Origin of the sequence: Neorhizobium lilium, assembly GCF_004053875.1 — a bacterium.
Classification (GTDB): domain Bacteria; phylum Pseudomonadota; class Alphaproteobacteria; order Rhizobiales; family Rhizobiaceae; genus Neorhizobium; species Neorhizobium lilii.
The window spans coordinates 387,279-403,345 of sequence record NZ_SBIP01000001.1 but is presented as its reverse complement, the minus strand read 5'-3'; the positions used below and the strand labels follow the sequence as shown (position 1 = coordinate 403,345).

The window sequence follows — 16,067 nt, the reverse complement described above, 5'->3', positions numbered from 1 at the left end:
GTTCAGCGCCTCTGGAACTCGGGGGAAAGGAAGGCAAGCGACAGGCCCTGCGGCCGGGTTTCAGCCCTGGAAATCGCCTGCATCGTATCTGCGGTGAGAAGTGGTCCCAGCCGGTCTCCGGCGAAGGCGCGGGGATCGACCTGAGCCTGGATCTGGTGGGCAAACAGGTTGGCTGCATCGATGCGGGTGGCCAGCGATTCCGATGATGCCCAGGCATCCGTGACGTCCGAGAAGCCGTTGGGTCCAGCGGGATTCCACAGCGGCTGGCCAAGTGCGGTCAGCATGGAGAGGATCTGCTCCGGTTTCGGCTTGATGCCGCTCGTGCGCAGCATCGCTGCCACATATTCCTGTGGCATGCGCATTTTCGTCAGCATCGGGTTCCAGGCTTCGTCGGCATCGACAAGTGCCGTGTAGACAGCCGACAGATCGCCCTGCGTCTTGGTGTAGGCGGCGGCGAGTTTTTTCACCAAAGCCGGTGGTGGCTGGTCGGCGACGAAATGCCGGGCAAGCTTCATGGCCATGTGCCTGGCGGTTGCCGGATGGCGGGCAAGATCGCGCAGGGCGGTGCGGCCCTGTTCCATGCTTCCCTCCGCATAGGTCATGCCCATCACCGTATGGTCGCCCGGTTCATGGGCATCGGCGTTGAAGATGAATTTGCCTAGCGGGCCAGGTCGCTTTTCATCGCGATAGAAGGTCCAGCCGGTGATAATCCGCGCCAGCGACGTCACATCGTCTTGGGCGTAGCCGCCATCGACGCCGAGCGTGTGCAGTTCCATGATCTCGCGGGCGAGGTTTTCGTTGAGGCCGCGCTTGCCGTTCTTGTTGGCGGGCGATGTCGGGCCGATCGATTGCTGGTTGTCGAGAAAGATGAGCATGGCAGGATGCGTTTCTACGGCCAGCAGCATATCTTCGAAGCGGCCGAAAATATGAGGACGGATGGCCTCGCGCTCGAAGGCGCCGGCTAGAATATGGACTTCTCCATTCTTGCCGGTCGCCACCGAAAAGTGGTTGGCCCAGAACATGGCCAGCCGTTCGCCAAAGCCGATCAATGGCTGGTGGATCGTTCCGTTGAAACGGGCATCCGCCTCGGCAAGCAGGATCTGCTGCGGGAAGTAGGGGCGCTTGGAAACGGGCGCGTCGGGCTTTTTGTCCATTGACATGGATTGGGACTGGGGCGGCATTTGGCCCGCCTGCATCGCGCCTGGCTGGCCGCCCTTTATTCCAGGGCCTTGGGGTGAGTCAGCCGGTGCGGCTCCGCTCTGCATCGCATTCGCACCGGCCATGGCAGGTGCCGCAGCGGGAGTGGCAGGTTGCTTTTCCCGTTCGGCCTTGACCTGTTTCTGGTACTCGTAGAGCGCCACCAGAAGATCGGAGCCGGAACGCAGTTGCGCGCCGACGGGCGTCGGCACCGCGCGTTCTGCGATCTCTTCCTTCAGAAGATCGCGGGGGGCATCCTTGATGGCGGTGATTCCGCCATCCGCAGCGCCAAGGCCGAAGCGCCAGAGGGCCAATGCGGCATCGACATCGTTTGGATTGGACATGGCCGATACGAACTCCGTTGCATCATCGGCCTTTCAACGGCAGTGTCGGTTCAAATCCGTCGCTTCTCAAATATGATCATTTCGTGGCAGGGCGCTGCGGCGCCTCGCGCTGGATCAGGCCATCGGCAAGGCGGCGGCGTTCATCGACGGAGAGGTTGGCCACGAAATCGATCGCCTTCTGCTCCGTGGCTGCCCGCACTGCATACTCAGCCTCGCGGGCACGCTTCAGCGCATCGGCCAGCGCGATGCCGTCGAGATCCGGCTTGCCCATCAGGGCCGCGGCCTCGACGCGCGCCTGCCGTGCCTCCAATCCGGTAGACCGCACATCGCGGCGAGCATCGTTGAGAGCCTTCTGAAATTCGCCGCGCAGTTTTGAAGGCAGCTGTTCGCCCGCAAGAGGCAGTCGCGAGGGCGGGGTCGAGACATTGCCGTAGAGATAGAAGAAACCGGCACCGGCGAGGGCGCAGATCAGGAACGTGTTGAGGACCAGAAGGCCGATAGCCAGTCGTTTGAAACCCTGCTCGGTCATTGTATCTCCTGTGCAATCTCGGCTTCGGTCATGATATTGCCGAAGGCCGTCGCGGTGTCGGCAATCGGGATCTGGGGCGGCGGGGCAACGACCGCAACAGCCAGTGCGCCGGTAAGGCCACCGGCAAGACCAACGCCCACAAGTCCCGCCCCGACCAGCCACCGCTGCAGCCTGCGGCGCAACGTGATGCGCTTGTCTGCTGATTGCAAAATGCGGCCGGTCAAAGCCGCGGGCGGAAGGGACGTTGCAGACAGCGCAAGAAACGCATCCAGACGGCAAGCCTCACGCACCAGTGCACGCCCCGCCTCCGTTGCGGCAACGCGGTCGGCTGCTTCGCGCCTGTCTTCGGGCCAGCGTTTCCGGTCGCCGCCATAGGCTTCGACGAGCGCACGGAACCGTTCGAGATCCATGTCTTGCTTGCCGTCGTTACTCATCATCATCTCCTGTCAGAATCTTCTGCAGCGCCCGCCGTCCGCGTGCCAGCAGACTTTCCAGTGCATCAACGCTGATCTGCATCACGTTTGCTGCCTCCTGGTTCGACATGTCCTGGTAATATACCAGTATGATCGCTTCACGTTGCCGGGGTGCCAGTCCCAGCAACGCTTTGTCGACCCGCCGGCTTTCTGCTTCGCGGCCCGTCAGTCCGGCATCCGGCAAGGGCGCTTGGTCCATCTGTTCCGGAGGCTCGGCCATCAGCACGTCACGCCGCTTGCGCAGGCGGTCGTAGCAAAGGTTGATCGTCACGCGGTGCGCCCAGGTATCGAAGCGAGCGCGGCCCTGCCGCCAGCCGCCGGCATGCTTCCAGATGCGCAGGAAGGTTTCCTGCACCACATCCTCCGCCTCTGCCGGATCGGCGAGCATGCGGTTGGCAAGTGCCAGAAAACGCGGCAGCTTGCGTGCGACCATGGTCCGCATCGCGGCCGGATCGCCCGCCGCAACCCCCTTCACCAGCTCTCCATCCGGATCTTCGATCATGTCATCGTCGCTGGCACGGGTAAGGCTCGGATGTGCAGCGCATGGCAACGCCGTCGAGGCCGGGCATGCGAAAGGATCGGCTACGCGTTAGGACGAAGTGGATCAGAATTCTCCAGAGGCTGACAAAGGACGGCACGTCGAATGTACCTTTAACGCGAGGAGAGCGATATTCCGTCGATCCTTTAAGAAGTTTTTGGCAGATCCGCCGCGTCGATTTGAATTTCAAACATCGTGCCGCCAGCAAAGAAAGGCAAAACGATTATCGATGGAGCTCCAGGCTCGACACTTCGATCGCCTTTGGCAAACTGACTGTTTGTTGCAATCCCCCATCGCCGCCATTCTGGACCATGATCGAGCCGCCGTAGAGCTGCACGAGTTCGCTGGCAATCGTCAATCCGAAGCCGTCTCCCGGAACAGTTTCGTCCATGCGTCTTCCGGGCAGGAATGCGTCCGCGATCGCTTCTTGCGCCAGACCGGGACCGTCGTCTGCGATCGTGATAACGATCGCATTGCCCTCGGTTTCAGCCGAGATTTCAATCGCGTTACTTGCCCATTTGTACGCATTGTCGATGAGGTTGCCGAGGATCTCATCGAGATCGTCTTCAGCGCAGGCAACGCGCAGGTCTGGATCGATATCGCAAAGAAGGATGATGCCTCGATCGGCATAAATTCGCGACATGACGAGCACCAGATCATCGACGCGAGGCTTGATGAACGTGCTTGACCCCATCCCGCTGGCGGCGGTTCTTCTGGCGCGGGCGAGATGATGACGAATACGCTGGTCGATCCTGTCGACCAGTTTGCGCATCTCGCCCTCAGGGTCGTTGTTGGCATCGAGCGCGAGCGAAAGGCTGGCAACCGGCGTCTTAAGGCCATGGGCAAGGTTCGCAAAGTGCAGGCGCGTTTCAGCCAGCCGCTGGAGGTTTTGATCGACCATCCGATTGATCTGCTCGGAGACAGGGCGCAGTTCCGCCACATCGACATCGGGCAGCCGGAGTAGACGACCCGCAGTGATCGCAGATACGTGTTCGGACAGTTGCCGCAGAGGCTGTAAACCATAGCGTACCTGAAGCAGGATGCCCGCAAGCAAGACAGTCCCCAGCAGCGCCATCGCGGGAACCAACCAGAAGAGGGCACGACGGGCTGGCGCGGTCAGCGCCGATTGTGGCGCCGTGACAGAGATTTCGACCGACTTGTTGCCGACGACAGCCTCGGCCACGCGCATATAAAGTTCCTCTCCGCGGAAGTCCGCGTGGTCAGCCGGTTGTGGCGCGCCGCTCAAGACATGCCGCCAGTCGAAAGGGCGGGGAGGGTTGTCGATGGTTTGGCCGGCAAGCGATCTTGAGGTGATATGCAAATGGTCACCGGAGACCTGCCAATACCACCCCGAGCCCTGGCGTTCGAACGGCGGACCGTCCAACGATGTTGCGAGCACCACAGATCCTTCCGAGTTGACCGAGAGGGCACTGCGTAGTCCGTCTATCTGGGTATCAAGCCGCTGATCGATCTGTTCGCGCACGACGCTAGCGACGATAAAGTACAGAATAATTGACGCAACAATGATCGTGGCAGTCACGAAGACGAGCGAAAATCCAGCCAACCGTTTCGATATCGATGAGCGTTGATAGCGCCGAAGGCTTCTCATGGCGCGGCCGTCAGCATATAGCCACGGCCGCGCACGGTCTCGATCAGTTCCGGTCCGATCTTTCGGCGCAATCTGGCGACGATGACCTCGATCGAATTGGAATCGACCTCTGCATCTCCTTCGTAGACCCGTTCGATCAGCTCGCGCCGTTCGACAACAGCGCCCTTGCGCAGCGTCAAACACGACAACACACGCCATTCCAGAGCTGTGAGCTTCAAGGGCAAGCCGCTGAGTTCGAACGTGCCAAGCTGGGCGTCGAATGTCACTGGTCCGCACGTGACCTTCGAGCTCGCGTGCCCGGTGGCGCGCCGGACAAGGGCGCGTAGCCGCAGCACCAGTTCCTCGACCTTGAAGGGTTTGGTCAGAAAATCGTCGGCTCCCGCCTTGAAGCTTTCGACCTTGTCCGACCATCCGTCGCGGGCCGTCAGGATGAGCACTGGAAAGGTTCGCTCGGCCGCGCGCCAGGATTTGAGGACGGATACGCCGTCGATCTTTGGTAATCCAAGATCAAGGACTGCTACGTCATAGAACTCGGTGAGGCCGGCATGCTGCGCGTCCTCCCCGTTCTGAGCGATGTCGACGACGAAGCTTTCCGCTCTAAGGCTGGTGGCAATGCGCTTGGAAAGGTCGGTGTCGTCTTCGACAAGAAGCACGCGCATGTCTGATCCATTTCTGACGAGGAATTCCAATTCTCTAGGACACCAAGGCTTAACTCAAGCTGAACCGCGAGGTTCAGGCTATCGGTGGCGATGCACTGATATGACTCTCCCATCAAACCAGAAAAAGGAGATTTGCATGTCAAACGTAGACCACACCACGTCCCATACTCGTCACGAGGACGTCGGCACGCCGCATCCGCCGAAGCCACCGCACAAAAATCGGACTCGGCGTCGGGCGGCGTTCGGCATAACAGCATTCGCGATCCTGGCGCTTGGAGCGGCGGCCGGCGCCGGAGCGATGAAGCTCGCCAGCCCAAGCATAGAACTTGCGCCCATGACGCCGGTTGCCATTTCGTCGATGCAGGACTGGAGCCTGGTCACCGTCAAGGGAAAGGTGGCCGAGGTCTTCGGCAACAAGTTCATCGTCCAAGATGACAGCGGACGGGCACTCGTCGAGACCGGGCCTTCCGGAGAGAGTGGCACGCTTGTTGGGCTCGCTGAAGCCGTCAGCGTTCAGGGCCGGTTCGAGCATGGCTTCCTGCACGCGACCTACATCGTTCGTCAGGATGGCAGCATCGAAGTACTCGGACCGGCAGGCGGCCCGCCGCGCCATGGCCCGCTGGAAGACATGTTACGACATGGCAAGCCTTGACGAGCATAGCCGCTCCGGCCGCCTGGAACTTTGACATCCGTCGTCCGTTCACGGCGGCCATCACAAACCATAGCACACAATGCGAAGAGAGGCCGGCATGCAAACCACCTCACAGACAGGCCTGACCGACCACTCGTTGGTCGCGCTTGCCTTCCTCAACTTCTTCCTGGCCGACGCGCGTGACGGCCTGGGTCCCTTCCTGGACGGGTTTCTGGCAACCCACGGCTGGTCACCAATGACGCTCGGCATTATCGCCACGCTTGGTGGCGTTCTGGGGATGGTCGCAACGCCGCTATTCGGTGCCTGGGTCGATGCCTCTCGCCGCAAGCGCATGCTGATCATCATCCCAGTGATCCTGGTCACCGCCGCGGCGTTGTGGACGCTTGCCAGTCCGGGCAATGCCTCGGTCTTCGGTGGCCAGTCGGCGACGGCAATCGTAGGTGCTATCGTCGGTCCGGCGCTCATGGGCCTGACGCTGGGGCTTGTCGGCGAACGACGCTTTTCGCACCAGGTGTCCAGAAACGAGTTCTGGAATCACCTTGGTAACGTTGTGTCTCTTGCGGGCATCTACGCGGCGACCGTGGCATTCGGCCTGAATGGGGTTATCGGACTTATGGTCCTGACTGCGATCGCTGCCGTACTGGCGGCGCTTGCAATCGATCCCAACAGGATCAACCATGACGTGGCGCGAGGTCTGGCACATGACGACGGCGCGCCTGGTCCGTCCGGCTACTCTGTCCTGGTCGGTAGCAGGGGTTTAATCCTGCTTGCCGTGACGCTGATGATCTTCCATTTCGGCAATGCGCCGATCAGCCGCCTTATTGCGCAGGACTTCTCCATCCAGCTTGGTACGCCATTCCGCACAACCGCAGTGACCACGGGTGTCTCGCAGCTGTCGATGATCGCCATGGCTCTTGCCGCACCGTTTCTCATCCGCCGCTTCGGTTTGGCAGCTGTCTTCGTCATCGCGTTGCTGGCGTTGCCGATCCGCGGTGCGATCGCCGGCTCATTCACGGATTTTACAGCAATCTTCCCGGTTCAAATCCTCGATGGTATCGGCGCCGGTCTGATCGGCATTGCAACCCCGATCGCCGCAGAGCGAATTTTAGCTGGCACTGGTCGGTTCAACGTCGGTCTGGCCGCGGTGATGACCGTCCAGGGAATAGGGGCGTCGCTCAGCAACATCGTTGCAGGCTGGCTGACGAACATCGGCGGATACGGGCTTGCCTACTGGGTCCACGGCGGTATCGCCCTGCTTGCTGTAGCGGTCTTTGTCATTGGCCGCGACAGTATTGCTCCGTCGCAAAAGAACGGTATGGATGCAGCGGTCGATCGCTGATGGCGAATGTCCGCATCCGCTACGAAATTCGGTTGGAAAATGATGGACACATTAACCATGACCTGGGGCATCGCCGGCTTGACCGCACTCGGCGTGATCACGCGGCCCTTCGCGTGGCCAGAAGCAATATGGGCGGTTCTCGGCGCCGTTCTACTTGTGGGGTTAGGGCTCATCGGTCCGAATGATGCCTTGGCCGGCGTTGCAAAGGGTATCGACGTCTATCTGTTTCTGATCGGCATGATGTTGCTCTCTGAACTCGCGCGCCAGGAAGGACTGTTCGATTGGCTCGCTTCGATTGCGACCACCCATGCCAAGGGATCGCCCAAGCGTCTTTTTGCCCTGATCTACGCGGTTGGGATCATGGTGACCGTTTTCTTGTCGAACGACGCGACCGCAGTGGTGCTGACGCCTGCCGTCTACGCGGCCTGCCGTGTCGCGAAGGTGAGGGACCCGATGCCCTATCTGCTCATCTGCGCCTTCATCGCCAATGCCGCAAGCTTCGTCCTTCCCATTTCCAATCCCGCCAATCTGGTGATTTTCGCAGGAGGGGACATGCCGCCGCTATCGCGTTGGCTTGCCACGTTCGCTCTGCCTTCGCTCGTCTCCATCATCGTCACATTTCTTGCACTGTACTGGAGCCAGCGCTTGGTCATTTCGGCCGATAGCGTCGCCTCCAATGTGCAGGCCGCGCCTTTGTCTTCCAGCGCGAAGCTCGCGGGTGTTGCATTGTGCGGGACGGCTATCCTCCTTCTCGGGGCGTCGGCTTTGCATCTCGATCTCGGTCTTCCGACGTTTCTTGCAGGTTGCCTGGCGACTGCCGCAGTCCTGCTAATCACGCGCCGGAGCCCGGTCGAGACGCTGAAGGGTGTCTCATGGAGTGTATTGCCGCTGGTCGCAGGTTTGTTCGTTGTCGTCGAGGCATTGAACCGGACTGGACTGATCGATTATCTGGCACAGTCTCTTTCGCACTATGCTCAGGCCTGTCCGACATGGACTGCCGCAGCAGCAGGTGGCGCTGTGGCTTTGGTGTCCAACCTTGTCAACAATCTGCCAGCCGGACTTGTGGCGGGAAGCGCCGTCCAATTGGCGCAGGTATCCGACAAGATCGCCGGCGCAGTCTTGATAGGTGTCGATCTTGGCCCGAATCTTTCCATCACCGGGTCGCTTGCGACGATACTTTGGCTGACTGCACTTCGTCGCGAGGGTTTGCAGATCGGAGCCTGGGCATTCATGAAGATCGGCTTCGTGGTGATGATACCCGCCTTGGTGGCATCGCTGGCTGTCCTTGCAATCCAGTGATCAGGGGCCTTCGCTGCTGTTTTGCCTTTCCGGCTCGATGCCGAAATGATTGCGAGGCGTGCCGCAGCTACATCCCATATCGCCATAAGTCATTAAATTCCGTCTTGGGCGAGTGCGGCCCTCTACCAAGCGACACGGTTGCAGGAGAGGTTCGAGATCTTAGCCATGGTGGCGGCGCCTCGCGCTAAATGACTTTGATCCAGGTACCGCCGTAAAGCCTCACATCTTCAGCGGTTCCGCCGTTACGAAGCCTAACGGTCTAATCTGAACCCGACTTCAAGCTCGCCGTAATCACTTTTCCATTGGACCACTCCATGGATAATTCAATGCCACGTAGCCGGAGGCCGATACACGCCGGTCGATAGCGTCTTGGGCAAAGCTGGAATAAGCTTATCCGGCAGGAGCCTCGCTCGAGCCGCGCGAACCCTGTCATGACTAGGTTCTTGGACCAGCTATGCCGAAGAACGCAGCATCAGGTTCGATTTCAGCAGGATCTGGTCCTGCCTCAGGTTCGGATCATCCCCGCCGTCCGCCTCGCCAAGCTTTTTCAGCAGCAGGCCGATCGCGAGGCGTCCGACCTCGTTGTAGTTCTGTGCAACCGTCGTAATCGGAGGGCAGGCGTATTGCGAGAGGGGATGGTCGTCATGTCCGGCCACCCTCAGGTCATAGGCGGCACCGTGGCCGACTTTGAGGCCCTTCTGCCACGCCGCGGCGATGACGCCGAATGCAAGCCGGTCGTTGGCGCAGACGATAGTGCGTGTCGGCAGCCTGTCGAGATTCTCAAACAGGCGGGAAGCTTCTTCGAAAGCGAAGCGCTCGAATTCCCATGTGGTGTCCGTCGAAATTTCAAGCACTGAGGGTTTGAGGTTCGCCGTCTCCATGGCCTCAACGTAGACCTTCCGTCTCTGGGCGGCATTTCGATTTACCTCGGGCATCCCAAAGAAGCAGGGAGGTTCTCCGGAACGGCAAAGGTAATCGACGATCAGGCCAAAGCTCTGGCGGTTGTCGCTTCCGACGAAGGAAGCCTCCTCGTCCGGAGGCGCGTCCACATAAACCAGCGGAATGTCCCGTGCGAGAACGCGCAAGGGCGAGTTCCTGGATGTCGTGCCGATCGGTGCGATGATGGCTCCCGCAACGTTCATGGACCGCAGCGTGCTGACGGCGTTGTCCTCGATCTCCGGACGTCCGTCCGACGACAACACGAAGGCAAGAAATCCGGCTTCAGCGGCGATCATCTCGATCCGGCGGGTCAACGCCATGTAGAATGGATCCAGTGCGTTCGGGATTATGATCCCGATGATATTGCTCCTGCGACGGTTCAAATTTACCGCGAAAAGGTTCGGCTTGAATCCCGATTTTCTGACCGCCTCCTCGATAGCGTCTCGCGTCTTTTTCCGCACCGAAGACGGGTCGTTGAAGTACTTCGAGACGGTCGGCCGCGAAAGCCCCACAAACTCCGAAAAGTCCTCCATCGTCTTGATCGGTTTTGGCACGTCCGCTCCGTTTCTGCCTAGCCTGCTGGGGCATTCATCTAAACATGTGTGGCTGGCGTCAAGCCGATACGAATTGCACCTTCATGGTTGCCGGATCGGAAGGCTTTGCGAGAAAGTACGGAAGTATCTCCTCGAGCGGAAGCCGATGGCTGACGAGCCTTGCCATGCGGCCATCGTCGGCTTTAAGGATCTCGATCGCCTCCGGGATGTTGCGGTTCAAGGAGTGAGAGCCGACGATCTTGAGCTGCCGACGAAACACCTCGAACGGATGAATGGCGACGGTCGCTGCGGGCGGGCAGACTCCGAACAAGAGAGCGGTTCCCCCGTCTTCGACGAGGTCGATCATCTTTTCGACCACGGCCGGGACGCCGGTCGCGTCGGCCACGAAATCGAAGGCGTGCCGCTGCGACGAGAGGCTGTGCGAGCCGGACACCGCAGTCTTGAGACCGAGGTCGGAGGCGAAGGCCAGGCGGTTCTCGTTGACGTCGGCTATCGTTACGGTTCCTGCTCCTTTCGCTTGCAGGGAAAGTGCCATGAGCAGCCCGATCGGGCCCGCGCCGAAGACAATCGCGTTGGAAGGAGGAGATGTCCCTTGCACCACACCCGCGGCCCTCAGGCCGTTAAGGGTGCAGGCGAGAGGTTCGGCAAGCGCTGCGCGGTCGAAGGCGAGATCGCCGATCCTGTGGAGATGGTCGGCCCGGACGACGCTGTATTCGCCGAAGCCGCCGTCATGCGTCACACCGTAGGCCTTGAGTTCGGTGCACAGGTTCGTCAGTCCCCTCCGGCAGGAGGCGCATGTTCCGCAGGGTAGGTTGGGATCGACGGCAATGCGCTCGCCGACCTGGAAACTCTCTACGTCGGCGGCGAGAGCTTCGATTTCTCCTGCATATTCATGTCCGGGAACGACCGGGAACGCGCTCGACCCGTAGCGGCCATGCAGCACGTCTATGTCGGTGTGGCAGAGCCCCGAAGCCCTGACACGGATAAGGGCATGTCCGTCGGGAAGCTCGTCCCGAAGCGGTATTTCGGCCAGCACCGGCTGGCCGCTCCCGATGAAATGGATGGCCTTCATGATACTGCGCTCCCTATCAGCTCATCCAGTTTCCGCCGTCGACGTTATAGGTCTGGGCGAGGATGTAGTCGCTGTCGGACGACGCGAGGAAGACGGCGAGCCCCTTGATGTCGTCAGGTGTCGCGAAGCGGCCGATCGGCACCGACTTCGCGACCTGCGCCTTCTTCTCGCCGGGCTTCAGCCCCTCCCACTCGGCAAACTTGGCGTCCACCACCTCCCAGTGCTCGCCGTCCACCACACCCGGCGCAATCGCATTAACGTTGATGCCGTGCTTGACGAGCGCCAGAGCCGCAGACTGGGTGGCCGAGATGATAGCCGCCTTGGAGGCGCAGTAGAGCGTGACGAGGGCCTCCCCACGACGTCCCGCTTGGCTCGCCATGTTGATGATCTTGCCGCCGCGCTTGCGGTCGATCATGATGTTGGAGACCGCCCGCATAACGAACAGTGGCCCCTTGAGGTTCACGTCCATCACCCTCTGGTAGCTGTCTTCGGTGATGCCGTTGATCGGCGCCATGTCGAAAATGGCCGCGTTGTTGACCAGGATGTCGATGCCGCCGAACTCCGCGTCCACGGCCTTCACGACCCGTTCGATGTCGGCCACCTCCGTGACGTCCAGTTTCACCGCTTTGGCCGACGGACCGATTGCCGAGGCTGCCTCGGTTGCCCGTTCGATGTTGATGTCGGCGATGACGACCTTCGCGCCTTCGGCCACAAAGGCTTCCGCGAAGCCGAGTCCAATGCCACGTGCGCCGCCAGTGATCAGGGCGATCTTGTCTTTCAGTCTCATAGTCCGTCTCCGACGAACCGTATCCTCGAAGGATGCGGCCGTTCATCTGGTTGTGTCGCAATATTGAGTTCGGTGCCCGACGGCAGGCCGCCGGGCACCTCGGGAGGGCCTGCCACGAACGACAGGCTTAAGCTCTACTTAATGTAGCCGGCGCGGGTCATGTCCCGCGTGACCTGCTTCTGTGCAGCATCGAGCGCCGCGTCGACGGACTGCTGGCCCGCGAGAGCCGCGCTGATCTGCTGTCCGACGAAGGTGCCGATGCTCTGGAACTCCGGAATCGCCACGAACTGGACGCCGGTATAAGGAACCGGATCCTGGGTTGGCTTGGACGGGTCAGCAGACATGATCGCCTTGAGCACCGTATCCGCAAAAGGAGCGGCCTTCTGGTACTCGGGAAGAGCGTAGGTAGACTTGCGGGTGCCGGGTGGTATCGCGACCCATCCCTCGGACTGACCTACGAGCTTGACGTAGTCCTTCGACGTCGCCCACTTTATGAATGATTTCGCAGCTTCGGCCTTGGTCGAAGTCGCCGGAATGGCGAGATTCCAAGACCAGGACCAACTCGACCCGGCAGGCGTTACGGCGACCGGAGACCGCGTGAAAGCGACCTTGTCGGCCACCTGGCTCTGCTTCGGGTCGTAGATGCGGCCTGCAGCCGAGGTCGCGTCGATCCACATCGCACAGCGCCCCGACGCGAACAGCGTCTGGTTCTCGTTGAAGCCGTTCGACGTTGCCCCGGATGGACCGTATTTGGTCATGAGGTCGACATAGTCGGTGACAGCTTTCTTCCAGGGTCCGCTATTGAGCTGCGGCTTCCAGTCCATGTCGAACCACCGTCCGCCATAGGTGTTCACCATCGTCCCGAGGAAGGCCATGTTCTCGCCCCAGCCCGGCTTGCCGCGCAGGCAGATACCGAACTGCCCCTTAGACTTGTCCGTGAGCTTTGCCGCGAACTCCTTGATCTGGTCGTAGCTCGGCTGATCGGGCATTTTCAGACCCGCGGTGTCGAACAGGTCCTTTCGGTAGAGCGTGAAGGAGCTCTCGGTATAGAAGGGGACAGCATAGAGCTTTCCATTGACGGTCAGGCCTTTCTTGATCGGATCGAGAAGGTCCGCGTAGTCATAGTCATTGCCAAGATCGTCGACAGGCCTCAGCCATCCGGACTTCCCCCAGATCGGGGCTTCATAGCCGCCGATCGTCATGACGTCGAACTGTCCGCCCTTGGTGGCGATGTCGGTGGTAACGCGCTCGCGCAGGACGTTTTCCTCCAGAACGACCCACTTGATCTTGTTTCCAGTCTGCTTCTCCCACTGCTGGGAAAGCTTCTGCATGATAATCATGTCGCCGTTGTTGACTGTAGCGATCGAGATGTCCTCGGCATTTGCTATGCCTGCAACCAGGCCGACACCGACGACTGACGACAATAGGATATTAGGCCTTACACTCATGACAATCTCCTCCATTGCGAGTGTGAAAAACACAAAAACTTACATGCGTAAACATTTATTTCTGTCATAGTGCACTGTGTCAAGTCGAAGTATCGACGCCAAGCTAGGCAAATGTGCTGCGGTGCAACCAGTCTGTCGACAAAATATACACTCAATGCGGCGTCCATTGCCAATACCGAAGCATATTCATCTCATTGCCGATTTTCGCGGGTGCAGCATAAATTTACACGCGCAAAAATAGTTTGACATGCGTTGTCGTCGCTTTCTATTGAGTCACAGCCTGGGAAGAACCCCGGGGCGATACGAGAATGTAGGAGGAGCCATGAAAACCGCATCCGTTCTAGCTCCAGAGGCGCTGGGGCCGACGATCACGGCAGGGGAGATACTTGTCGAAATCATGTCGACATCAGTCGGTACAGGTTTCCTCGAGCCTCTTACGCTGCTTGGACCATTTCCAAGCGGAGCTCCGGCAATCTTCATCGATCAGGTGGCAAGGCTCGGCAGTGCGGCGGGGATCATCTCGGCCGTAGGATCCGACGACTTCGGACGTCTCAACATCGAGCGGCTGAAGCGAGACGGCGCTGACGTATCCGCCATCGAAGTGCTGTCGGACGCTCCGACCGGAAGCGCCTTCGTCCGCTACCGCCCCGACGGCGCCCGCGACTTCGTATTCAACATCGCAAGGTCCGCCTCGGGACAGATACGCATGACGGGGGCGGCAAAGGCTCTCGTCTCGCGTGCCGGCCATGTTCACGTGATGGGTTCCGCGTTCGCCATTCCGGGGATCGCCGAGATTCTTGCCGAAGCGGTCGCATCCGTGAGGTCGCGAGGAGGCACGGTCTCGTTCGATCCCAACATACGCAAGGAGCTTGTCGCGGGACAGGGAGAGGCGAGAAGACGCCTCGAAGACATCCTGTCGGTCACCGATCTCCTTCTTCCCTCTGGCGAGGAACTGGCGATCGCGGCAGGACTGGAGGACGAAGAGGCCGCAGTTCACGAACTCCTATCGCGCGGCATCTCCGAGATCGTCCTCAAGCGTGGTGCTCTCGGATCGTCGTGGTATCGACCGGGGGAGCGTATCGACTGCCCCGCCTTCGTCGTGGACGAACTGGACCCGACGGGAGCGGGAGACTGCTTCGGCGCGACCTACGTCACCTGTCGTCGACAGGGCCGCTCTCCCGCGCAGTCACTTCGTTATGCGAATGCGGCAGGCGCCCGCACCGTCACGAAGCAGGGACCGATGGAGGGCGTTTCGACCTTTGCGGAGCTTGATGAATTTATCGAAGCGAACGGATCGAAGGCCTGACATGAGCAACTATCTCCTGGAACTTGCAACAGCGCGCCGCAACGGCATTCCGTTGGGGATCACGTCGGTCTGTTCGGCACATCCAACCGTCCTTCGTGCGGCCGTGCGCCGTGCATCCGCCACCAAGCAGCATGTCCTGATCGAAGCCACCTGCAACCAGGTCAACCATCTCGGTGGCTATACCGGCATGACGCCGGCCGATTTCGTCAGCCTTGTGAAGGCGATTGCCGCAGAGGAAGGGCTGGAACGCAGCCTCCTGATCTTCGGCGGCGACCATCTCGGCCCCAATCCCTGGCGGAAAGAACATGCAGAGGCTGCGCTGGCGAAGGCGCGGGACATGGTCGAAGCCTACGTCGCTGCGGGGTTCAGTAAGATCCACATAGATACCTCGATGGGCTGCGCCGGGGAGCCGGCGGCGCTTGACGATCGCACGATTGCAAGGCGGGCAGCAGACCTGTGCCAGGTGGCGGAGGACGCTGCCAATGCCGCTGGCCTTCCGCCTCCGGTCTATGTGCTTGGAACCGAGGTGCCGGTTCCAGGTGGCGCCGACCATATGCTAGACAGAGTCGAGCCGACTTCGCCCGAAGCCGCCAGAAGCACGATCTCCATCCACCGGGAGATCTTCGCAGCCGCAGGACTCGATGACGCGTTTGAGCGGGTGCTCGCATTCGTCGTCCAGCCTGGCGTCGAGTTCGGCAGCGAGAATTTCGTCGAATACAACCCGCCGAAGGCGGTGAATCTTGCTGGGGTATTGCGCGACCACGGCAAGCTTGTTTTCGAGGCGCACTCTACGGACTACCAGCCGGAAGAGGCGCTGACCGCCCTCGTGCGGGACGGCTTCTCCATCCTGAAGGTCGGTCCCGGCCTCACCTTCGCCTACCGCCAGGCACTCTACGGCCTCGACATGATCGCCTCCGAACTGGTTCCATCCTATGGGACACGCCCGCTTGTGGCGACGATGGAGCGGCTGATGCTCGAACACCCCGGCGACTGGCAGGGACATTACCATGGCGACGACGCGTCGCTCCGGCTACAGCGTCATTACAGCTACAGTGACCGGATACGGTACTATTGGAACCGGCCGGAGGCGGCTTCCGCTGTCCAGACGCTCTTGGACGCTCTCAAGGGAAGAAGCATTCCGCAGCCGCTTCTGCACCAGTTCCTCCCCGGCTGGGCGACAGCTGGCTCCAATGCGGAAGGGATACTGCTGAACGCCGTCGACGATGTGCTCGCGATCTACGAGAGAGCGATCCATCAACGTTGACGCTCATCAAGCCGGGATGCAAGAGGATTACCGCTGATGCCCCGCATCAGAGCTCCTG

Annotated in this window: 15 protein-coding genes; 5 read left to right on the top strand and 10 right to left on the bottom strand. The window is 60.5% G+C overall.

Going from position 1 to position 16,067, the window contains the following annotated elements; translation table 11 throughout:
- Positions 1-2 precede the first annotated feature (2 nt).
- From EPK99_RS01825 to EPK99_RS01800, 6 genes are all read right to left on the bottom strand, one after another.
- Entirely contained in the window at positions 3-1,541 is a 1,539-nt protein-coding gene (locus EPK99_RS01825; RefSeq protein ID WP_128440922.1) for a DUF1800 domain-containing protein, read from the bottom strand.
- Positions 1,542-1,617: 76 nt separating this feature from the next.
- Positions 1,618-2,070: a periplasmic heavy metal sensor gene (locus EPK99_RS01820; protein ID WP_128440921.1), complete on the bottom strand. Its 453-nt coding sequence runs from the start codon at positions 2,068-2,070 to the stop codon at positions 1,618-1,620.
- Positions 2,067-2,504 carry a hypothetical protein gene (locus tag EPK99_RS01815; protein WP_128440920.1) on the bottom strand — a complete coding sequence of 146 codons (438 nt, stop codon included), beginning with the start codon at positions 2,502-2,504 and terminating at the stop codon, positions 2,067-2,069. The genes EPK99_RS01820 and EPK99_RS01815 overlap by 4 nt, the downstream gene beginning before the upstream one ends.
- Positions 2,497-3,093 carry an RNA polymerase sigma factor gene (locus tag EPK99_RS01810; protein WP_281033433.1) on the bottom strand — a complete coding sequence of 199 codons (597 nt, stop codon included), beginning with the start codon at positions 3,091-3,093 and terminating at the stop codon, positions 2,497-2,499. The genes EPK99_RS01815 and EPK99_RS01810 overlap by 8 nt, the downstream gene beginning before the upstream one ends.
- A 211-nt stretch (positions 3,094-3,304) precedes the next feature.
- The gene (locus EPK99_RS01805) at positions 3,305-4,645 is read right to left on the bottom strand and encodes a sensor histidine kinase (RefSeq protein WP_245455595.1); all 1,341 of its coding nucleotides are present in this window, start codon (positions 4,643-4,645) and stop codon (positions 3,305-3,307) included.
- A 41-nt stretch (positions 4,646-4,686) separates the two neighbouring features.
- The gene (locus EPK99_RS01800; protein ID WP_128440917.1) at positions 4,687-5,349 is read right to left on the bottom strand and encodes a response regulator transcription factor; all 663 of its coding nucleotides are present in this window, start codon (positions 5,347-5,349) and stop codon (positions 4,687-4,689) included.
- A gap of 136 nt (positions 5,350-5,485) precedes the next feature.
- Between EPK99_RS01800 and EPK99_RS01795 the strand changes: the two genes are divergently transcribed.
- The 3 genes from EPK99_RS01795 to EPK99_RS01785 all read left to right on the top strand — a co-directional run bounded on the left by EPK99_RS01795 (position 5,486) and on the right by EPK99_RS01785 (position 8,639).
- Complete coding sequence (locus EPK99_RS01795; protein ID WP_128440916.1) at positions 5,486-6,001, top strand: hypothetical protein; 516 nt, start codon at positions 5,486-5,488, stop codon at positions 5,999-6,001.
- 97 nt (positions 6,002-6,098) lie between these two features.
- Complete coding sequence (locus tag EPK99_RS01790; protein WP_128440915.1) at positions 6,099-7,340, top strand: MFS transporter; 1,242 nt, start codon at positions 6,099-6,101, stop codon at positions 7,338-7,340.
- A gap of 42 nt (positions 7,341-7,382) precedes the next feature.
- Positions 7,383-8,639, top strand: coding sequence for an arsenic transporter (locus EPK99_RS01785; RefSeq protein ID WP_128440914.1), 1,257 nt, complete (start codon positions 7,383-7,385; stop codon positions 8,637-8,639).
- A 452-nt stretch (positions 8,640-9,091) separates the two neighbouring features.
- Here EPK99_RS01785 and EPK99_RS01780 read toward each other — a convergent pair whose 3' ends face one another.
- The 4 genes from EPK99_RS01780 to EPK99_RS01765 form a co-directional block, all read right to left on the bottom strand.
- Positions 9,092-10,111 carry a LacI family DNA-binding transcriptional regulator gene (locus tag EPK99_RS01780; protein ID WP_128442116.1) on the bottom strand — a complete coding sequence of 340 codons (1,020 nt, stop codon included), beginning with the start codon at positions 10,109-10,111 and terminating at the stop codon, positions 9,092-9,094.
- 79 nt (positions 10,112-10,190) lie between these two features.
- Positions 10,191-11,204, bottom strand: coding sequence for a zinc-dependent alcohol dehydrogenase family protein (locus tag EPK99_RS01775; protein ID WP_128440913.1), 1,014 nt, complete (start codon positions 11,202-11,204; stop codon positions 10,191-10,193).
- Positions 11,205-11,220: 16 nt separating this feature from the next.
- Positions 11,221-11,991: an L-iditol 2-dehydrogenase gene (locus EPK99_RS01770; protein WP_128440912.1), complete on the bottom strand. Its 771-nt coding sequence runs from the start codon at positions 11,989-11,991 to the stop codon at positions 11,221-11,223.
- A 134-nt stretch (positions 11,992-12,125) separates the two neighbouring features.
- A complete protein-coding gene (locus tag EPK99_RS01765) occupies positions 12,126-13,439 on the bottom strand; it encodes an ABC transporter substrate-binding protein (RefSeq protein ID WP_164901663.1) in 1,314 nt (437 codons plus the stop codon).
- A gap of 322 nt (positions 13,440-13,761) precedes the next feature.
- On the opposite strand from EPK99_RS01765, the gene EPK99_RS01760 reads away from it, so the two are divergent.
- Both EPK99_RS01760 and EPK99_RS01755 read left to right on the top strand, forming a co-directional pair.
- Entirely contained in the window at positions 13,762-14,745 is a 984-nt protein-coding gene (locus EPK99_RS01760) for a tagatose kinase (RefSeq protein ID WP_128440911.1), read from the top strand.
- Between the two features lies 1 nt (position 14,746).
- Positions 14,747-16,009: a D-tagatose-bisphosphate aldolase, class II, non-catalytic subunit gene (locus tag EPK99_RS01755; protein WP_128440910.1), complete on the top strand. Its 1,263-nt coding sequence runs from the start codon at positions 14,747-14,749 to the stop codon at positions 16,007-16,009.
- The last annotated feature ends 58 nt before the right edge of the window (positions 16,010-16,067 follow it).

What these genes read in the sequence shown, in the direction of transcription:
- EPK99_RS01775 (WP_128440913.1), bottom strand. Translation starts at nt 11,204, where the DNA reads ATGAAGGCCATCCATTTCATCGGGAGCGGCCAGCCGGTGCTGGCCGAA.
- EPK99_RS01820 (WP_128440921.1), bottom strand. Translation starts at nt 2,070, where the DNA reads ATGACCGAGCAGGGTTTCAAACGACTGGCTATCGGCCTTCTGGTCCTC.
- EPK99_RS01790 (WP_128440915.1), top strand. Translation starts at nt 6,099, where the DNA reads ATGCAAACCACCTCACAGACAGGCCTGACCGACCACTCGTTGGTCGCG.
- EPK99_RS01815 (WP_128440920.1), bottom strand. Translation starts at nt 2,504, where the DNA reads ATGAGTAACGACGGCAAGCAAGACATGGATCTCGAACGGTTCCGTGCG.
- EPK99_RS01795 (WP_128440916.1), top strand. Translation starts at nt 5,486, where the DNA reads ATGTCAAACGTAGACCACACCACGTCCCATACTCGTCACGAGGACGTC.
- EPK99_RS01760 (WP_128440911.1), top strand. Translation starts at nt 13,762, where the DNA reads ATGAAAACCGCATCCGTTCTAGCTCCAGAGGCGCTGGGGCCGACGATC.
- EPK99_RS01770 (WP_128440912.1), bottom strand. Translation starts at nt 11,991, where the DNA reads ATGAGACTGAAAGACAAGATCGCCCTGATCACTGGCGGCGCACGTGGC.
- EPK99_RS01765 (WP_164901663.1), bottom strand. Translation starts at nt 13,439, where the DNA reads ATGAGTGTAAGGCCTAATATCCTATTGTCGTCAGTCGTCGGTGTCGGC.
- EPK99_RS01785 (WP_128440914.1), top strand. Translation starts at nt 7,383, where the DNA reads ATGGACACATTAACCATGACCTGGGGCATCGCCGGCTTGACCGCACTC.
- EPK99_RS01800 (WP_128440917.1), bottom strand. Translation starts at nt 5,349, where the DNA reads ATGCGCGTGCTTCTTGTCGAAGACGACACCGACCTTTCCAAGCGCATT.
- EPK99_RS01825 (WP_128440922.1), bottom strand. Translation starts at nt 1,541, where the DNA reads ATGTCCAATCCAAACGATGTCGATGCCGCATTGGCCCTCTGGCGCTTC.
- EPK99_RS01780 (WP_128442116.1), bottom strand. Translation starts at nt 10,111, where the DNA reads ATGGAGGACTTTTCGGAGTTTGTGGGGCTTTCGCGGCCGACCGTCTCG.
- EPK99_RS01755 (WP_128440910.1), top strand. Translation starts at nt 14,747, where the DNA reads ATGAGCAACTATCTCCTGGAACTTGCAACAGCGCGCCGCAACGGCATT.